Genomic DNA, 18154 nt, shown 5'->3' with positions numbered 1-18154 from the left:
GCCGTTACTGAACGAACTTGAGCCAGCGATCCTTCGCCGCGATACCGGCCGGCGATGCCCACCATTCCTCGGACATCAAGGCTTGTCTGGCGGCGTTGTCCGGCGAGCTTGGCAGCTCCCTGGCACGTTGCTCGGTGATCTTCCCGGTGCCGAAGGCCGCAGGGTTGCCCGGGCCGTAATCGATGTACAGCGGCAGGTTGGCCTGCAGTTCGGGCGACAGCGCTTCGTTGATGAACTTCACCGCCGCCGCGTAGTTCGGTGCGTCTTTGAGGATGCACAGCTGGGTGTTCTGCAACAAGCCGTCGTTGTAGGTGAAGGCGACGTCGGGATTGCTCTTCTGCACGGCACTGGCGCGACCGTTCCAGATCATCAGCATGTCGACCTCGCCATCGGCGAGCAACTGAGCCGACTGGCCGCCGGACGTCCACCACACGGCAATGTTCGGCTTGATTTGCTCAAGCCGCTTGTAGGCACGGTCGACGTCCACCGGGTACAGCTTGTCACGCGGCACGCCGTCGGAGAGCAATGCCGCCTCCAGCGTACTCATCGGGTCGTTGCGCAACGCGCGGGTGCCGGGGAAATTCTTCACGTCCCAGAACTCGGCCCAGGTCTGCGGGATTTTCTTCAGCGTCTTCTTGTTGTAACCGATGACCGACGAATAGAACTCGTAAGCCACCGAATACGGCGTGCGGTACTGCGCCGGCATGTTTTTCACATTGGGCATCTTGCTCAGGTCCAGCGGCTCGATCAGCCCTTCGTTGCCACCACGAACGCAGTTGGAGGGCGGCGTGTCGATCACGTCCCAGACGGGTTTTTTCGCATCGCCCATGGCCTTGACCATCGGCCATGCATCGGGGGCGCTGTCCTGTTTGATGGTCATGCCGAGGGCCTTCGCGGCAGGGTCCAGAATGGCTTTGGTCTGGGCTTCCTGGTAGGCGCCCCCTTGGGAAACGAAGGTGATTTCTTCAGCCGCCAAGGCACTGCTCGCGCACGCCACCGAAAGACTCAACAGGGATAAGACGGAACCGAAAGCTGCAGCAACAGACAAGGTTTTCATGGCAAATCATCCTGGACGTAGATTAATTCGGCAGCTCAAAAAAACCTGAAAGACATCCTGCACTGTCGTGCGCTGCTCAGATTTTCTTTTTGTTGGACCGAGCGGGACATCTGGACGTTACAAGAGCATGACGCCGGCGGGCAATGCACGAATAGTCAGGATGAACATGTTGTGAGGTTATGCCGAAACCGAACCTTGTCTGCAGTGCCATCAGTCCCGTCGCACGGCCGCAAACGGCAGGCGCTGATTCAATGCGTGGCTCAGGTATCGCACGAACAGCGAGATGCGCTGCGGGATGTGCGCACGATGCGGGTACACCACGAAGATGTCACCACGCGGCGCCTGATGATCGGTCAGCACTGCGCGCAGGCGCCCGGAATCCAGATGTTCCTGCGTGTCCCAGCGCGATCGGAGAATCAGACCGTGCCCCTCCAGTGCGAGGCCGACGGCGACTTCGCCATCGTTGCTCGACAGCGTGCCTCTGACTTTGTGTGCGTATTCGCGACCGTCCTTGTGAAAGCGCCAGATCGCGTAATCGCTGCCGAACTGGCGCAGAACGATGCAGTTGTGCTGCGCAAGATCGGCCACGCAGGTCGGCTCAGGCATAGCTTCAAGGTATCTGGGCGCTGCGCAGAGGATGCGTGGATTCTCCAGCAATCGCACGCCGATCAAACGTGAATCGGGAGGCTCGCCCATCCACACGCCGAGGTCGAACTGGTCGTCCAGCATGCTGGGCGGCTGACTGCTGAGTTCAAGGGAAATCTCCAGTTCCGGATGCAGCCGGGCGAACTCCGAGACCACCGGCGCCAGATGTCGTCGGCCAAAACCGAGCGTGCCATTGATCCGCAGACGCCCGCGCAGCGTCGGCTGACGGCTGTTGAGCGCGCTTTCCAATTCCTCAAGCTGGCGCAGGATGGGCCGGCCACCTTCCAGGTACTGCGTGCCTTCCGGCGTCAGCGAAAGCCGCCGCGTGGTGCGCTGCATCAATTGCACCCCGAGGCGAGCTTCGAGTTGACTCAAGCGCTTGCTCACTGCCGGCAGCGATAACCCCAGCTGACGGGCCACTTCGGTCAGGCTGCCACGGCTGGCCACCTGCTGGAAGAAACTCAGGTCATCGATGGCGCTCATCGATTCTTTCCCCAAATCTAAGAATGGATTTCATTGAAGGCTAATTATTAATTCCAGAACACTGCATACACTCACTGGCATTGGCTTTCAATCCCAGCCTCTCAACCCAGGAGTCGAACCCATGAGCAAGGCCCGGTACAAAATCGCAGTCATCCCCGGCGACGGCATTGGCAAGGAGGTCATGCCAGAAGGCGTGCGCGTGCTGGACGCCGTGGCCGCCCGCCACAATCTGGACTTGCAATGGGACTGGTTCGATTTCGCCAGCGCCGATTACTACCTGGCCCACGGCAAAATGATGCCCGACAACTGGTTCGAGGTGCTCAAGGGGTATGACGCGATCTACTTCGGCGCGGTGGGCTGGCCCGACGTGGTGCCGGATCACATTTCGCTGTGGGATTCGCTGTTGCAGTTCCGTCGCGAGTTCGACCAGTACGTCAACCTGCGTCCCTGCCGCCTGATGCCCGGCGTGAAGGCACCCTTGGCCAATCGCAAGCCCGGCGACATCGATTTCTGGGTGGTCCGCGAGAACACCGAAGGCGAGTACTCAAGCGTCGGCGGCAAGATGTTCCCTGGCACCGAGCGGGAAATCGTCCTGCAGGAAACCGTCATGACCCGCGTGGGCGTCGACCGCATCCTCAAGTTCGCCTATGACCTGGCGCAAAGCCGACCGAAGAAACACCTGACGTCGGCGACCAAATCCAACGGCATTGCGATCACCATGCCTTACTGGGACGAACGCGTGGTCGAAATGGGCAAGCAATACCCGGACGTGAAAGTCGACAAGTACCACATCGACATCCTCACCGCGAACTTCGTGCTGCACCCCGACTGGTTCGACGTTGTGGTAGCGAGCAACCTGTTCGGCGATATTCTTTCCGACCTGGGTCCTGCGTGTACCGGCACCATCGGCATTGCGCCCTCGGCGAACATCAACCCGGAACGCAACTTCCCGAGCCTGTTCGAGCCCGTGCACGGCTCGGCGCCCGACATCGCCGGTAAGGGCATCGCCAACCCGATCGGACAGATCTGGTGCGGCGCGATGATGCTCGAGCACCTGGGCCATCCCGACGCCGGCGCCGCCGTACTGGCCGCCATTGAAAGCGTATTGTCGATGGGCCCGGAAAACGCGCCGCTGACGGCCGACATCGGCGGGACCGGCAACACCGAAGCCCTCGGCAAAGCGATCGCCGCTGCGGTCTGAGCCTGAAAAAGCGCGCAATCTTCCGCTGGCCCTGACGTTTTCGGAAGATTGTTTCGCAGCCCTCTGGCATCGTGACCAGACTTTCCCTGCGCTTGCGAGAACCCCATGGCCTTGCTGTTCAAAGTCGACGATGCCCGCGGCCCTGTCTGGCTGTCCCTGTTCCGGCAGCATGCGCCGGACATCGACGTGCGGCTGTGGCCGGACACGGGAGAGCCCTCGCAGGTGCGTTACTTCGCTGCCTGGCAGCCACCGCAGAATCTGCACGAACAGTTCCCCCGTCTTGAGGTGATTTTCGCCACCTCGGCCGGCGTGGATCAGTTCGACCTTGGCGAGTTGCCCGAACACATCAAAGTCGTGCGCATGCTCGACCCCGGCATCGCCAGGGGGATCATCGAGTACGCCTGTTTCGCCGTGCTGAGCCTGCATCGCCAGGTCCCGCTGTACCTGCAACAGCAGCGCGAACGGCAGTGGCAACTGCACCCGCTCGTCCCCGCCACGAAGCGTCGCGTCGGGGTCATGGGCCTGGGCAATCTCGGCGCGGCCGTGCTCGAGAGCCTGCGCCCGTTCGGCTTTGAGTTGAGCGGCTGGGCGCGCTCCGAAAAGGACCTTCCAGGTGTGCGCTGCTTTGCCGGCAGCGATCGGTTACCGGCATTTCTGGCGCGGTGCGACGTGCTGATCTGCCTGCTGCCACTGACTGAAGACACCCGCGGGATTCTCAACGCGAACACCTTCGCGTCGATGCCCAAGGGCGCGCAATTGATCAACCTCGGACGCGGCGGCCATCTGGTTGAAAGGGACCTGCTGGATGCCCTGGCAAGCGGGCAATTGAGCCATGCGATCGTCGACGTTCTGAACGACGAACCGCCCGCCCCCGACCATCCGTTCTGGCAACACCCCGCCATCTGGCTGACCCCACACATCGGCGCCAACACCTCGCCCGACAGCGCGTTCGACGTCCTGCTGGCAAACATCCGCCGTCACCAGCAAGGACACGCCATGCTGGGAGAGATCGCCCGGGAACAGGGCTATTGAGCGTCTCAGTAGGACGAGGTCTAGCCAGTCCCCAACGGTTAAGCTTTGCGTCGCCTCGGTAGGACCGGCTTTAGCCGGGAAGAGGCCAGTGTGCGCGACATCCATTTTGCGACATGGCAACCGACGCCTCCCCGCCCGAAGCCCGTCCTGCAGAGGTTGCGTGTCGCCAGCTACATTCCCTGTCACGGCGGTGGGCGTCAGTTCGCTGGCGGACGTGCAGCCTCTCAATACACGTCCCGCAGGTAGCGCTTTTCCTGAGCCAGTGATCGCAGATACTCAGCGGCCCGTTCGCGATTTAAGCCACCGTGCTGGCTGACGATGTCACGCAGGGCGTGATCGACATCCTTGGCCATGTGCGTGGCATCGCCGCAGATGTAGATCCGCGCGCCGTCCTGCAACCAGCGCCAGAGCTCGGCACCGTGCTGGCGAATGCGGTGCTGGACGTAGATTTTATCCGCCTGGTCGCGGGAGAACGCCAGGCTCAGGTTCGTCAGCAATCCGCTACGTTGCAGGTCTTCGAATTCGTCGCGGTAATAGAAATCCGTCGCCGCGTGCTGCTCGCCGAAGAACAGCCAGTTGCGCCCGCGATCACCGCGAGCCCGGCGCTCCTGAAGAAAGGCCCGAAACGGCGCCACGCCGGTGCCGGGACCGATCATGATCATAGGCACATCGCCGTCGGCCGGCGGGCGAAAGTGTTGGGTCGGTTGCAGGAAAATCGGCACCTCAGCCTGCTCGGCCCGATCCGCCAGAAAGGTCGACGAGACGCCCTTGCGTTTGCCGTAGCGCACCGCCGCCACAGTGAGGTGCACCGCATCCGGATGAACCTTTGGACTGGACGCAATGGAGTACAGCCGAGGCTGCAGCGGCCTTAAGTGCTTGAGCAGTTCCTGCCCCGACGCGCGAAGCGGGAACTCGCGCAGGACATCCGCCAGCTGTCGCCCCCACAACCAGCTTTTCAGCTCATCCTTGAAGGGTTCGCTGAGCAACGTTTTCAACTCTTCGTTGCCGCTGCTTCGGGCGATGAACGCCAACGTCTCCGCGTTCGGCCGCGCGATTTCAAAGCGCTCGGTCAACGCCTGCCGCAACGAAACATCACCTGCCTCCGCGATTTGCACCGACCGGTCGCCTTCAAGCCGGGTCAGTTCAAGCACCTCGTCCACCAGCGCCGGGCAATTGCGCGGCCAGACACCCAGCGCATCGCCCGCCTCATACGTCATGCCCGAATCGCCCAGCGTCAGCGCGAACTGGCGAGTGTCCTTGCTCGCGCCATCTGCGTTCAGTCGACGATTGATCGACAAGCGAGCTGAGTGCGGGCGTGTCCGCGAAGGTTGATCGCCTGGCTGCTGCTCGCCCTCGCCCAAGGTGGCAAGAGGAAGGTCCAACGCCAGCGCCTGTTGCAACGCTGCGAACCAACGTTCGGCGTGCGGCTGGAAGTCGCTGTCGCAGTCGATTCTCGGCATCAGCGCCGACGCGCCCAGTGCCGACAGGCGTTGATCCAGCTTCTTACCGTGCTGACAGAATGTTTCATAGCTCTGATCGCCCAACGCCAACACGGCGTAACGCAACGACTCCAGCCGTTCCTCTTGGGCGCAGAGCGTTGCCCAGAACGCCTGCCCGTTGTCCGGCGGGTCGCCATCGCCGAACGTGCTGGTGATCAGCGCGACAGTGGGTCGTTGGGCCAAAGCGGCGACCGGAAAATTGTCCATCGGCGAAACCTGAACCGACACACCGCCAGCCCGCAACAGCGCGCCGATCCGCTTGGCCAGCGACTCTGCATTCCCGGTCTGCGAGGCCCACAACAGCGTGAGCAGCGGTGCTTCGCCGAGCCGCTCCTGCGCCTCTTCCCGCGCTTGCTCCTGACCCTTGGCACCGGCCTGCGCCAGGTCGATGAACCGATGACCGATCAGCTCGATCTTGCGCAACGCCACCGCACAGAACTTGAACTCAGGCTGTTGTGAAATCGGGTCGATGGCGTCGCTGGTCACGGCGTTGATCGCAAGGTGCTCGCCGTACACGTCATTCCAGTGAAAGGGCGCAAAACACTCGCCGGGCCGCACGCGATCCGTGACCCGAGCGGGCAATATCGCCTGCCCACGGGCCGATCGGATCTCGACCGCGTCTTTTTCCCGCACGCCCAGTGCAGCGGCGTCTTGCGGGTGAATCTCGATGAAGGGCCCGGGGTTGAGCCTGTTCAACGTCGCGACCTTGCCGGTCTTGGTCAGCGTGTGCCACTGATGCTGCAAACGACCGGTGTTGAGCACCCACGGGAAGACGGCGTCCGGCATCTCGGCGGGCGGCAGGTGGGGCCGCGGCAGGAACACTGCCTTGCCGTCGGGGGTGGCGAAAACCAGGGCGGGGCGCTGGCCCTGCGCGTCCACTTTCAGCGTCTGGCTGACGCCGGTGTTGAGGTAACGCAGCGGATTGCGCGTGCCCTGCGCGTCAGGCGCGCAAGGCCATTGCACCGGTCGGTCACGCAGTTGCGCATAACTGGCGCCGCGTATGTCATAGCCGGTGTCCGGATTCCATGCCCGCTTGATTTCCTCGAACACCTCCTCGGCCGACCCGTAGCTGAACGCCGACGCGAAACCCATTTCGCACGCCACGCGGGCGATGATCTGCCAGTCCGGCAGCGCCTGCCCCGGCGCATCGACCGCCTTGCAGGTCAGGCTCATGTTGCGTTCGGAATTGATCATCACCCCTTCGCCCTCGGCCCACAACGCACCGGGCAAGAGGATGTCTGCGTAGCGGTTGGTTTCCGTGTCGAGAAAGGCATCCTGGGTGATCACCAGCTCGGCGGCCTGCAACGCCTCGATCACCGTGGCGCGGTTGGCGACGCTGGCCACCGGGTTGGTGCAGATGATCCAGCAGGCCTTGATTGCGCCGTCACGCATCTGTTCGAACAGGTCGATCGTCCCGCCGCCAGGCTCACGTCGCAGACTGCCTTGCGGTATCGCCCAGAGGTGTTCGACGAATGCACGATCGGCGTCGACCAGCAGCGAGCGCTGACCGGGAAGTCCCGGCCCCATATAGCCCATCTCCCGCCCGCCCATGGCATTGGGCTGGCCCGTGAGTGAGAACGGACCGCTGCCGGGACGACAGATCGCCCCGGTCGCCAGATGCAGATTGCACAGTGCGTTGGTGTTCCAGGTGCCGTGGGTGCTCTGGTTCAGCCCCATGGTCCAGCAGCTCATCCAGTCTGGCGCCTGACCGATCATGCGCGCTGCCTGACGAATGTCGCCTTCGGCAAGGCCCGTGATCTGCGCCACTTTGTCCGGCGTGTACGCGGCCAGAAACGCAGGCATCGTCGCCCAGCCCTGGGTGAAGGATGCGATGAAACCGGCATCGACATCGCCGTTTTCATTCAATAAATAAAGCAGGCCGTTGAGCAGCGCCAGATCGGTACCGGGCCTGATCTGCAGAAACAGATGCGCTTTGTCTGCCGTGGCGCTGCGGCGAGGATCGACGACGATCAACTTCGCGCCGGCCTTGACCCGATCCATCATGCGCAGGAACAAGATCGGGTGGCAGTCCGCCATGTTGGCGCCGATCACGAAGAACAGGTCGGCCCGGTCGAAGTCGTCGTAGGAACCCGGCGGCCCGTCGGACCCCAGCGACAGCTTGTAGCCGCTTCCCGCACTGGCCATGCACAGCCGCGAGTTGGACTCGATGCGCGACGTGCGCACGAAGCCCTTGGCCAGTTTGTTCGCCAGGTATTGCGCCTCAAGCGACATTTGGCCCGACACATAAAAAGCCAACGCATCGGGGCCATCGCGATCCAGGATCGTGCGCAGGCGTTGCGCCGTGTGGGTGATCGCCGCGTCCATGTCGGTGCGTACCGGGTCCTCATCTCGCTGAAGGCGCAGGTAGGCCGCGTCCATGCGCCCCGATTCTGCAATCGCCTCGCCGCAGGTGGTGCCTTTGGTGCATAACCGGCCGCGATTGGCCGGATGCGCCTTGTCACCCGTGACCTTGATCACGCAGTTGTTCTCGACCTGCATGACGATGCCGCAGCCGACCCCGCAATAAGGACACACACTTCGTACGCTGTTGCTCGCCATAACCATTTCCCGAGGCCAAAAAAAAGACGCCCTGTTCTCTCCCGTTCAGATGAGCGGAGAGCACACGGCGCCTTTGTCGTGAAGATGGCAATCGGCGTTGACTGCCTGTCAGCTGGCAATTGCAAAGGACAGGCCAGCACGGGGGCGGAGGCTTTCGAGCGGTCGATTGGCGGGTGAGCTGGCGCGGGTGGCCTGAGATCAGGGCGCTGCGGCGTGGAAGCAAACCGGCCAGAGAACCGCGGATTTCAGCCTCGCAATGGGGCGAGCCGGACGAAAGCGCACCGTTTGCGTGCCAGATGCCTCCCGTTGCAGAGGCGTGGCGCGTCCCGAGATCGGCGGAGAATCCGTCGTGAAAGCGGTGAGCGCGGTCAGCCTGACAGGCCCTTGATCAGGCCGACCGCCGTATCGCGGCAGATCCTGGGACGCGCCGCGCGCCTGCACTCATCGTGCGGCGTTCGCACTGGCACACCCATTGCTTGATTACCTGCAAGTCCAGCCTGAATGCGTGGTTGGCAGCCCTGGTCGGTCAATGACGATCGTCCGCCCCACACGGCATTGGGCTCATCAGGTTGCGCCGACACTGTGGTCGAGCGACAACCCCTAAAAGAACAGGCAAAGGCGCCTGGAACCGAGAGGTTCCGGGCGCCTTTTTTTGCTTTCAAAAAACCTGATTGGCTTAGGCCGGGACTCGATATGAACACCACAGTCGCCCCTTTTGACGATATGCAGACACTGATCGTGGTTGGCAACGGAATGGTCGGTCACCACTGCGTCGAGCAATTGATCGCCGCCGGTGCCCTTGAGCGCTATCGCATTCACGTGTTCGGTGAAGAAGGCCAGCGCGCCTACGACCGCGTTCACCTGTCCGAGTATTTCGGCGGTCGCGATGCCGAATCCCTGGCGCTCAGTGATGCCGCCCTGTATCAGCAGGCCGGACTGATGCTGCATCTGGGCGTGCCGGTGCTGGAAATCGATCGGGCGCGCCGTGAAGTGATCACGTCCGCAGGTTGTTTCACCTACGACAAACTGGTGCTGGCGACCGGCTCCTATCCGTTCGTGCCGCCCATCGAAGGCGCCGAGGGAGACTCGCGGCTTGTTTATCGCACGCTGGACGACCTGGACACTATCCGTGCCGCCGCGCGTCATGCCCGACGTGGCGTCGTGGTCGGCGGCGGGCTGCTCGGCCTGGAGGCGGCCAATGCGCTAAAATCCCTCGGTCTGGAAGCCCACGTGGTGGAGTTCGCCCCGCGCCTGATGCCTGTGCAGCTGGATGATTTCGGCGGCGCAGCCCTCAAGGCACGCATCGAAGCGCTGGGCGTCGGCGTGCACTTGTCCCGCGCCACCCAGTCGATCACGCCTGGCGAGTCTTTGCGCTATCGCATGAATTTCGCCGGTGACGACTTTCTCGAAACCGACCTGATCGTCTTTTCCGCCGGCATCCGTCCGCAAGACGCCCTCGCCCGCCAGTGCCAGCTGGCGCTGGGTCCACGGGGCGGCATCGACATCGACGAACACTGCCGCACCAGTGACGCCGACATCTACGCGATTGGTGAATGCGCCGCCTGGAACGGCAGCGTCTTCGGCCTGGTCGCGCCGGGTTATCAGATGGCACGCAATGTCGCCGCGCAATTGTGCGATCAGGACGCTGAACCGTTCTTCGGTGCCGACATGTCGACCAAACTCAAACTGCTGGGCGTCGACGTGGGCTCCATCGGCGATGCCCACGGCGCCCTGACCGGCGCGCGCAGCTACCGTTTTATCGATGAAGCCACCGACACCTATCGCCGGCTCGTGGTGTCCGCCGACGGCAAACAGGTGCTGGGGGCGGTGCTGGTGGGCGATAACAGTTATTACGACACGCTGCTGCAATACGCGCAGAACGGCATCAAGCTGCCGGCCGACCCGTCGAGCCTGATTTTGCCCCACAGCGACGGCGCGCCCACTCTGGGTGCCGACGCCTTGCCGGCGACCGCCACGATCTGTTCGTGCCATAACGTCAGCAAGGGGGCGATCTGCTCGGCCATCGACAGCGGCTGCAGCGACCTCGCCGGGATCAAGGCCTGCACCAAGGCGGCCACCGGTTGCGGCGGCTGCTCGGCCCTGCTCAAAAGCGTGTTCGAGCACGAACTGACCGCGCGCGGGGTCGCGGTCGACAAAAGCCTGTGCGAACACTTTGCGTTCACGCGGCAAGAGCTGTACGCCTTCGCTCGGGTCGAGACGATCGAGAGTTTCGAGGACATGCTGGCGCGTCATGGCAAAGGCCATGTGGGCTGCGATATCTGCAAGCCGGTCATCGGCTCGATCCTCGCCTCATGCTGGAACAGGCCGATCATGGACCCGTCACTGGTACCGCTGCAGGACACCAACGACACGTTCATGGCCAATATGCAGAAGAACGGCACGTATTCGGTGGTGCCGCGCATTCCGGCAGGCGAAATCACCCCGCAGGGGCTGATGGCGATTGGCGCCGTGGCGAAAAAATACGATCTGTACACCAAGATCACCGGCGGTCAGCGCATCGACCTGTTCGGCGCCCAGCTGCATGAGCTGCCGGACATCTGGGCCGAGCTGATCGCCGCCGGCTTCGAAACCGGACACGCCTATGGCAAATCGACACGCACGGTGAAGTCTTGCGTCGGCAGCACGTGGTGCCGCTACGGCGTGCAGGACAGTGTGCAAATGGCGCTGAACATCGAGGATCGTTACAAAGGCCTGCGTTCGCCACACAAACTGAAATTCGCGGTTTCCGGTTGCACCCGCGAATGCGCTGAAGCGCAGAGCAAGGACATCGGCGTGATCGCCACCGAAAACGGCTGGAACCTCTATGTGTGCGGCAACGGCGGCATGCGCCCGCGACACGCCGAGCTGTTCGCCACGGACCTGGATGACCAGACGCTGATTCGCTACATCGACCGTGTGCTGATGTTCTACATCCGCACCGCCGACAAATTGCAACGCACCTCGGTATGGCGCGAGTCGCTGGAGGGTGGGCTGGATTACCTCAAGGCGGTGGTCATCGACGACAGTCTGGGTCTGGCCGCCGAGCTGGAAGCGCAAATGCAAGTGGTGGTCGATCGGTATGAATGTGAATGGGCGAACGCGCTGAAAAGCCCGGAGAAACTCAAACGCTTTCGCACGTTCGTCAATGACAAGGCGGCCGACCCCGACATTCATTTCGTCAAGGAACGCAGCCAGCGTCGCCCCGCGAGAGCCAGCGAACTCAACCTTATTCCCGTCCAGGAGACCGCACGATGAGTCAGGCCAACGCAGTGATGATGGATGCTCCACAGAGCCGGGTCTGGCGCGCCGTGTGCGGGCGTGATGACTTGGTGCTCAACTCCGGCGTCGTGGCCCTGGTGGGCAATACGCAGGTGGCACTGTTTTACGTCGCGTCGATCAGTGGCACGCCGCAGCTGTTTGCAGTCGACAATCGCGACCCGGTATCCGGGGTCAACGTGATCGGACGTGGCTTGATCGGGAGTCTTGGCGGCGATCTGGTGGTTGCGTCGCCGTTGTACAAGCAGCATTACCGGCTGGAAAACGGCACATGCCTGGAAGATGCGTCGTTGAAACTGCGCACCTGGCCGGCGCGATTGAACGGCGATGTGGTTGAGGTGGACGTGGGGTGATGTTCGCCCCTGGTCGGTGTGTCTTGTAGAAGCGTGCTTGCCCGCGATTGCGACAGATCAGCACCCTGAATGTTGTCTGGCACTGCGCAATCGCGGGCAAGCGCGCCTACCAAATACAACGCGCCTGGACATCAAATCGCAGGCACAAAAAAAGCGACCCTAAGGTCGCTTTCTTCGTCGTTTCGAGGAGTTCAAGGGCCTCGAAACTTAATATGGCGCAGCGGACGGGACTCGAACCCGCGACCCCCGGCGTGACAGGCCGGTATTCTAACCGACTGAACTACCGCTGCGCGTAACACCTTTCAACGAGTGGTGGGTGATGACGGGATCGAACCGCCGACCCTCTGCTTGTAAGGCAGATGCTCTCCCGGCTGAGCTAATCACCCTTGTCTCTCGGTGTGGCGCGCATTCTACGGAGCGATCAAACCTCTGGCAAGCACTTTTTCAAATAATTTTTATAATCCAACCAAAGGCTTACATCAGGGTTGGCCGCACGGTCGCGGCAGCGAATAATGCCCCCCTTTGTATAAAGGAGAGATGTACCCCATGTGGTTCAAAAACCTGCTTGTCTATCGCCTGACCCAGGACCTGCCATTTGACGCCGAGGCGCTGGAAACCGCATTGGCGACCAAGCCTGCACGTGCTTGTGCCAGCCAGGAGTTGACCACTTACGGTTTCATTGCCCCGTTCGGCAAGGGCGAAGACGCACCGCTGGTGCATGTCAGCGGCGATTTCATGCTGATCGCAGCGCGCAAGGAAGAACGCATTCTGCCGGGCAGCGTCGTCAACGATGCACTCAAGGAGAAAGTCGAAGAGATCGAGACCGAGCAAATGCGCAAGGTCTACAAGAAGGAACGCGATCAGCTCAAGGATGAAATCATCCAGGCGTTCCTGCCGCGCGCCTTCATTCGTCGTTCCATGACCTTCGCCGCCGTCGCGCCCAAGCAAGGCGTGATTCTGGTCAACGCCTCCAGCCCCAAGCGTGCCGAAGACCTGCTGTCGACCCTGCGTGAAGTGGTCGGTTCGCTGCCGGTGCGTCCGGTCACCGTGAAAACCGCGCCGACCGCCGTGATGACCGAATGGGTCAAGACCGGGCAGACCGCCGAGAATTTCTTCGTGCTGGACGAGTGCGAACTGCGCGACACCCACGAAGACGGCGGCATTGTGAAGTGCAAGCGTCAGGACCTGACCAGCGACGAAATCCAGCTGCACCTGAGCACGGGCAAGGTCGTCACGCAACTGTCGCTGGCCTGGCAGGACAAGCTGTCCTTCGTGCTGGACGATAAACTCAGCGTCAAGCGCCTGAAATTCGAGGACCTGCTGCAGGATCAGGCCGAACAGGATGGCGGCGATGATGCGCTGGGCCAACTGGACGCCAGCTTTACCCTGATGATGCTGACTTTCGGCGAGTTCCTGCCGGAGTTGTTCGAAGCCTTGGGCGGCGAAGAGATTCCGCAAGGGATCTGATTCCACCCACCTTCGTGCAGGAGCGCGCATGGTCTGGGCCGCATTCGACGAATGCGGCCCAGACCAAGCGCGCTCCTGCAATCGTGAAACCCATAATAAAAGGAGCGAGCCATGCGTGCCCTGGCTGCGTTGAGTCGTTTTGTCGGTAATACCTTCGCGTACTGGGTGCTGCTGTTCGCCGTGCTGGCGTTCCTGTTCCCGACCTGGTTCATCAGTCTGAAAACCCTGATCGTGCCGCTGCTGGGGCTGGTCATGTTCGGCATGGGCCTGACCCTCAAGCTCGACGACTTCTCGGAAGTCGTGCGTCATCCGTGGCGCGTGGCGCTGGGCGTGGTGGCCCATTTCGTGATCATGCCGGGCGTCGCCTGGCTGCTGTGCCAGGTGTTTCATCTGCCCGCAGAAATCGCTGTCGGCGTCATCCTGGTCGGTTGCTGCCCGAGCGGCACGTCATCCAACGTCATGACGTGGCTGGCTAAAGGCGATCTGGCCCTGTCGGTCGCCATCGCGGCCGTCACCACCCTGCTTGCGCCGCTGCTGACGCCGGCGTTGATCTGGCTGCTGGCATCGGCGTGGCTGCCGGTCTCGTTCATGGAGATGTTCTGGTCGATCCTGCAACTGGTGATGCTGCCGATCGTGCTGGGCGTGATCGCTCAACGCCTGCTCGGCGCGCGCGTGCAATTTGCGGTCGAGGTGCTGCCGCTGATTTCGGTGGTGAGCATCGTGATGATCGTCTGCGCCGTGGTAGCCGCCAGCCAGTCCAAGATCGCGGAGTCGGGCCTGCTGATCATGGCCGTGGTCATTCTGCACAACAGCTTCGGTTTCCTGCTGGGCTACTTCACCGGCAAGCTGTTCAAGCTTCCACTGGCCCAACGCAAGTCGCTGTCACTGGAAGTCGGCATGCAAAACTCCGGCCTTGGCGCCGCCCTCGCCAGCGCGCACTTCTCCCCGCTCGCCGCCGTGCCCAGCGCGTTGTTCAGCGTATGGCACAACATCTCGGGCGCGTTGCTCTCGACGTATTTCCGGAAGATGGCTCCGGATGAAGACCGTCCAGCGCAGCAAAAGCCTGCTGCGCATTAACGGACAGAGCGGCAAGTTGCATCGTGATGAGGGTGGGCCAAGTGCGGGACTGCTTCTTACCCACCTGATTCATGCGCAGGAGGCCGGGTCAGGCGATCGGTGATCATCGCCCTGCCCCGCTGCTTCGAGCATGTCCGCCCGCAGAGCATTCAAGACGTGGCGCCGCTTAGCGCACGGTGCCTCTGAGTGCCGCCACGCGCTCGCGCACCAGCGCCGGTTGCGATTCTTCGCCGGTCAGGGCCGGTCCGGCCACCAGGGTGACGCGTGACCAGAGTCTGCGAAACACGCCTTTGTCCGGGTCACGGCTGAAGAAGCTGCCCCACAAGCCTTGCAATGCAAGCGGGATAACCGGCACGTCGGTCTCTTCCAGCACGCGGGTCATGCCGCTTTTGAATTCGTCGATTTCGCCCGTGGTGGTCAGTTTGCCTTCAGGGAAGATGCACACCAGTTCGCCTTCCTTGAGGTAGCCGGCAATGCGCTTGAACGCCTGGTCGTAGATGATCAGGTCCTCGCTGCGTCCGGCGATGGGGATGGCGCCTGCGGTGCGGAAGATGAAGTTGAGCACCGGCAGGTTGAAGATTTTGTAGTACATGACGAAGCGGATCGGGCGGCGTACCGAGCCTGCGATCAGCAGCGCGTCGACGAACGAGACATGGTTGCAGACCAGCAGCGCCGCGCCCTCGTCGGGAATCCGCTCGAGGTCCTTGTGCTCCACGCGGTACATCGAATGGCTGAGCAGCCAGATCATGAAACGCATGGTGAATTCCGGAACGATCTTGAAGATGTACGTGTTGACCGCGATGTTCATCAGCGAGACGACGAGAAACAGCTGCGGGATCGACAGCTTCACCACGCTGAGGAAGACGATCGAAACGATGGCCGACACCACCATGAACAGCGCGTTGAGAATGTTGTTGGAGGCAATGACGCGGGAGCGCTCCTTCTCCGGGGTGCGCGACTGAATCAGTGCGTACAGCGGAACGATGTAGAAACCGCCGAAGATGCCGATGCCCAGAATGTCCAGCAACACCCACCAGGCCTGAGCGTAACCGAGAATGGCCAGCCAGTTGTTGGCCTGGACGTTTTGCGGAAAATCACCCGAATGCCACCACAGCAACACGCCGAAAACCGTCAGCCCCATCGAGCCGAACGGCACCAGACCGATCTCCACCTTGCGCCCCGACAGGCGCTCACACAGCATGGATCCTGCGGCGATACCGATGGAAAACACAGTCAGGATCAAGGTGACGACGGTTTCATCGCCGTACAGAAACTCCTTGGCGTACGCCGGAATCTGCGTCAGATAGATTGCGCCGACGAACCAGAACCAGGAGTTGCCGACGATGGAGCGTGAGACCGCTTTGGTCTGCCCCAGCCCGAGTTTGAGGGTGGCCCAGGACTCGCTGAAGATGTTCCAGTTCAGGCGCATTTCAGGGGACGCGGCGGCTGCGAACGGTATCGCGCGGCTGGCCAGGTAACCCAGGCAGGCAACCAGCACCATCGCGGTAGAGACGATTGGCGCATAGTTGCTGGCCGACATCATGATGCCGGCGCTGATGGTGCCCGCGAGGATCGCCAGGAACGTGCCCATCTCGACGAGGCCGTTGCCACCCACCAGCTCGTTTTCGTGCAGGTGCTGCGGCAGGATCGAATATTTCACGGGCCCGAACAGCGCCGAGTGCGTGCCCATGGCGAACAGCGCAGCCAGCATCAGCGACAGATGATCGTAGAGAAAGCCGACGGCGCCGACGACCATGATGGCGATTTCGAGCAGCTTGATCAGGCGGATCAGTCGGTCCTTGGGGTATTTCTCGCCGAACTGGCCGGCCAGTGCAGAAAACAGGAAGAACGGCAGAATGAACAGCAATGCGCACAGGTTGACGTAAATCGAGCGATCGCCGTCGACGTTGAGCTTGTAGAGAATGGCGAGGATCAGCGATTGCTTGAAGATGTTGTCGTTGAATGCGCCCAGCGACTGCGTCACGAAAAACGGCAGGAAACGCCGTTTGCCCAACAGACTGAATTGCGACTGACTCATCAAACTTCGTCCTGAATGACGCCGGGTTCGGCTTTGGGATTGGAAGGCGGGATTCCTGTCCGAGCCACATTGAAGACGTTGCAGGGATGAATGTACAGACCTCTTCGCGAGCAGACTCGGGCCACACTGGGCTCGCGCGCGCCATGAGACCGTGTCAGCCCTTCAACCCGGCAATGCAGGGCGACACGAACAATTCGCCGGTGTAGGCACCGATCAGCGTGCGCTTCGTGATCGCCAGCCAGAGCACGGTCAGGGCGACGGCCAGCAGGCTGCCGAGGGTCGAAAAGAATGCCAGGTTCAGCACTGCGCCCAGCTTGAGGGTGGTCAGGGCGAAGACGCCCAACGGAAAGGTGAACCCCCACCAGCCGAGGTTGAAAGGCATGCCGTTGCGCAGATACCGCGCGGTGATCAACAGCGCCATCAACAGCCACCACACGCCCACGCCCCAGAGCAGAATGCCGGCGATCAGACCCAGTCCGGAGGCGATCTCGCCCACACCTTGCAGACCATGGGCCGCAAACACGGATGGTGCGTCGGCGCCCAGCACCATCAGGCCCAGCGCGCCCGTGCTGATCGGGCCCAGCGCCAGCCAGCTCGATGCGGCCATGCTTTCGTGCGGCAATTTATGCAGCGCCATGCGCAGCAGCAGAATGGTCAGAATGCTGAAAGCCACCGGCACCGAAAGCGCCCAGAGCACGTAGCTGGTGATGAGCACGTTGAACTGGCTGTGCGCGTCGGGCAGATGCGCGGCGAGCAAGCCGCCACTGACCGCTGCGACTTCGGCCGCCACGACCGGCAACAGCCATACGGCGGTCATCTGATCGATGCGATGCTCCTGACGCGTGAACATCATGAATGGAATCAGCACGCCGCAGGCCAGCGACAGCGCAACGTCCAGCCACCACAGCGCTTCGGCGAGCGGCAAGACCGCAGCGCCCCAGCGCGCCTGCCCGAAGAGGAGCAGACCGTTGATCAGGGTCGCCATGCCCATCGGAATCGTGCCGAAGAACATCGACACCGTGGAGTGGCCGAACACTCGCCGCGCTTCATGGAAGAACAGAACCCAGCGAGCGGCATACAAAAAGCTGAAGGTCAGAAACAAGCCGATGTTCAAGAACCACAGCGCTTCGGCCAGCTGGAAAACGCCGGCGATGTTCACCGGCAACTGCGTCAACACGGTGGACAGGATGCCGGTGCCCATCGTGGCGGCGAACCAGTTCGGCGTGAACTGGCGGATGACTTCCCGTGGGTGAGTCAGTTGGCTGAAGGGTCTGCGTGGCAGAGAAAGGATGTGATTCATGGTGCGCTCCGGTCCCCGTATGAGGTGGTATCCATGTTACGGCGCGCCCTGATATCGATTAAGCGGGTAATTTCTCTATACCTCATAGATTTAACAGATATGCAGTTCTCTTTCGCGGGCAAGCGCGCTCCTGCAGTGATCGTGCACACCGGCGGACCTGCGCCAAC

The 18154-nt window shown here is 62.0% G+C and carries 11 protein-coding genes and 2 tRNA genes; 6 read left to right on the top strand and 7 right to left on the bottom strand.

The window, feature by feature from the left end:
* Positions 1-4 precede the first annotated feature (4 nt).
* Positions 5-1057, bottom strand: a complete 1053-nt coding sequence (locus tag QRN36_RS26250; protein WP_285426691.1) for an ABC transporter substrate-binding protein — start codon at positions 1055-1057, stop codon at positions 5-7.
* Positions 1058-1267: 210 nt separating this feature from the next.
* Positions 1268-2185: a LysR substrate-binding domain-containing protein gene (locus QRN36_RS26245; RefSeq protein WP_285426690.1), complete on the bottom strand. Its 918-nt coding sequence runs from the start codon at positions 2183-2185 to the stop codon at positions 1268-1270.
* 121 nt (positions 2186-2306) lie between these two features.
* Here QRN36_RS26245 and QRN36_RS26240 point away from each other — a divergent pair, with 121 nt between their 5' ends.
* Both QRN36_RS26240 and QRN36_RS26235 read left to right on the top strand, forming a co-directional pair.
* On the top strand, positions 2307-3386 hold the full coding sequence (locus QRN36_RS26240; protein ID WP_285426689.1) for a tartrate dehydrogenase: 1080 nt from the start codon (positions 2307-2309) through the stop codon (positions 3384-3386).
* Positions 3387-3491: 105 nt separating this feature from the next.
* Complete coding sequence (locus tag QRN36_RS26235; RefSeq protein ID WP_285426688.1) at positions 3492-4418, top strand: glyoxylate/hydroxypyruvate reductase A; 927 nt, start codon at positions 3492-3494, stop codon at positions 4416-4418.
* Between the two features lie 224 nt (positions 4419-4642).
* Here the strand turns inward: QRN36_RS26235 and QRN36_RS26230 are convergent, their stop codons facing one another.
* Positions 4643-8476 (bottom strand): bifunctional nitrate reductase/sulfite reductase flavoprotein subunit alpha, encoded by a 3834-nt coding sequence (locus QRN36_RS26230; protein WP_285426687.1) that lies wholly within the window; start codon positions 8474-8476, stop codon positions 4643-4645.
* 693 nt (positions 8477-9169) lie between these two features.
* Here QRN36_RS26230 and nirB point away from each other — a divergent pair.
* Entirely contained in the window at positions 9170-11731 is a 2562-nt protein-coding gene (nirB, locus tag QRN36_RS26225; protein ID WP_285426686.1) for a nitrite reductase large subunit NirB, read from the top strand.
* On the top strand, positions 11728-12105 hold the full coding sequence (gene nirD, locus QRN36_RS26220; RefSeq protein WP_285426685.1) for a nitrite reductase small subunit NirD: 378 nt from the start codon (positions 11728-11730) through the stop codon (positions 12103-12105). The genes nirB and nirD overlap by 4 nt, the downstream gene beginning before the upstream one ends.
* Positions 12106-12318: 213 nt before the next feature.
* On the opposite strand, the gene QRN36_RS26215 is transcribed toward nirD, so the two are convergent.
* Both QRN36_RS26215 and QRN36_RS26210 read right to left on the bottom strand, forming a co-directional pair.
* A tRNA-Asp gene (locus QRN36_RS26215) sits at positions 12319-12395 on the bottom strand.
* Between the two features lie 20 nt (positions 12396-12415).
* A tRNA-Val gene (locus QRN36_RS26210) sits at positions 12416-12491 on the bottom strand.
* Between the two features lie 160 nt (positions 12492-12651).
* On the opposite strand from QRN36_RS26210, the gene rdgC reads away from it, so the two are divergent.
* Both rdgC and QRN36_RS26200 read left to right on the top strand, forming a co-directional pair.
* A complete protein-coding gene (rdgC, locus tag QRN36_RS26205) occupies positions 12652-13572 on the top strand; it encodes a recombination-associated protein RdgC (protein ID WP_093463655.1) in 921 nt (306 codons plus the stop codon).
* 111 nt (positions 13573-13683) lie between these two features.
* Positions 13684-14649 (top strand): bile acid:sodium symporter family protein, encoded by a 966-nt coding sequence (locus QRN36_RS26200; RefSeq protein WP_285426684.1) that lies wholly within the window; start codon positions 13684-13686, stop codon positions 14647-14649.
* A 166-nt stretch (positions 14650-14815) separates the two neighbouring features.
* Here QRN36_RS26200 and QRN36_RS26195 read toward each other — a convergent pair whose 3' ends face one another.
* Together QRN36_RS26195 and QRN36_RS26190 are read right to left on the bottom strand one after the other, a co-directional pair.
* Positions 14816-16690, bottom strand: a complete 1875-nt coding sequence (locus QRN36_RS26195; protein WP_285426683.1) for an MFS transporter — start codon at positions 16688-16690, stop codon at positions 14816-14818.
* 151 nt (positions 16691-16841) lie between these two features.
* The gene (locus QRN36_RS26190) at positions 16842-17987 is read right to left on the bottom strand and encodes a TDT family transporter (protein WP_285426682.1); all 1146 of its coding nucleotides are present in this window, start codon (positions 17985-17987) and stop codon (positions 16842-16844) included.
* Between the last annotated feature and the right edge of the window lie 167 nt (positions 17988-18154).

Source organism: Pseudomonas sp. efr-133-TYG-103a (genome assembly GCF_030209235.1).
In the GTDB taxonomy this organism is placed as follows: domain Bacteria; phylum Pseudomonadota; class Gammaproteobacteria; order Pseudomonadales; family Pseudomonadaceae; genus Aquipseudomonas.
The sequence above is the reverse complement of the archived record's forward strand: the minus strand, read 5'-3'. Positions and strand labels throughout refer to the sequence as shown.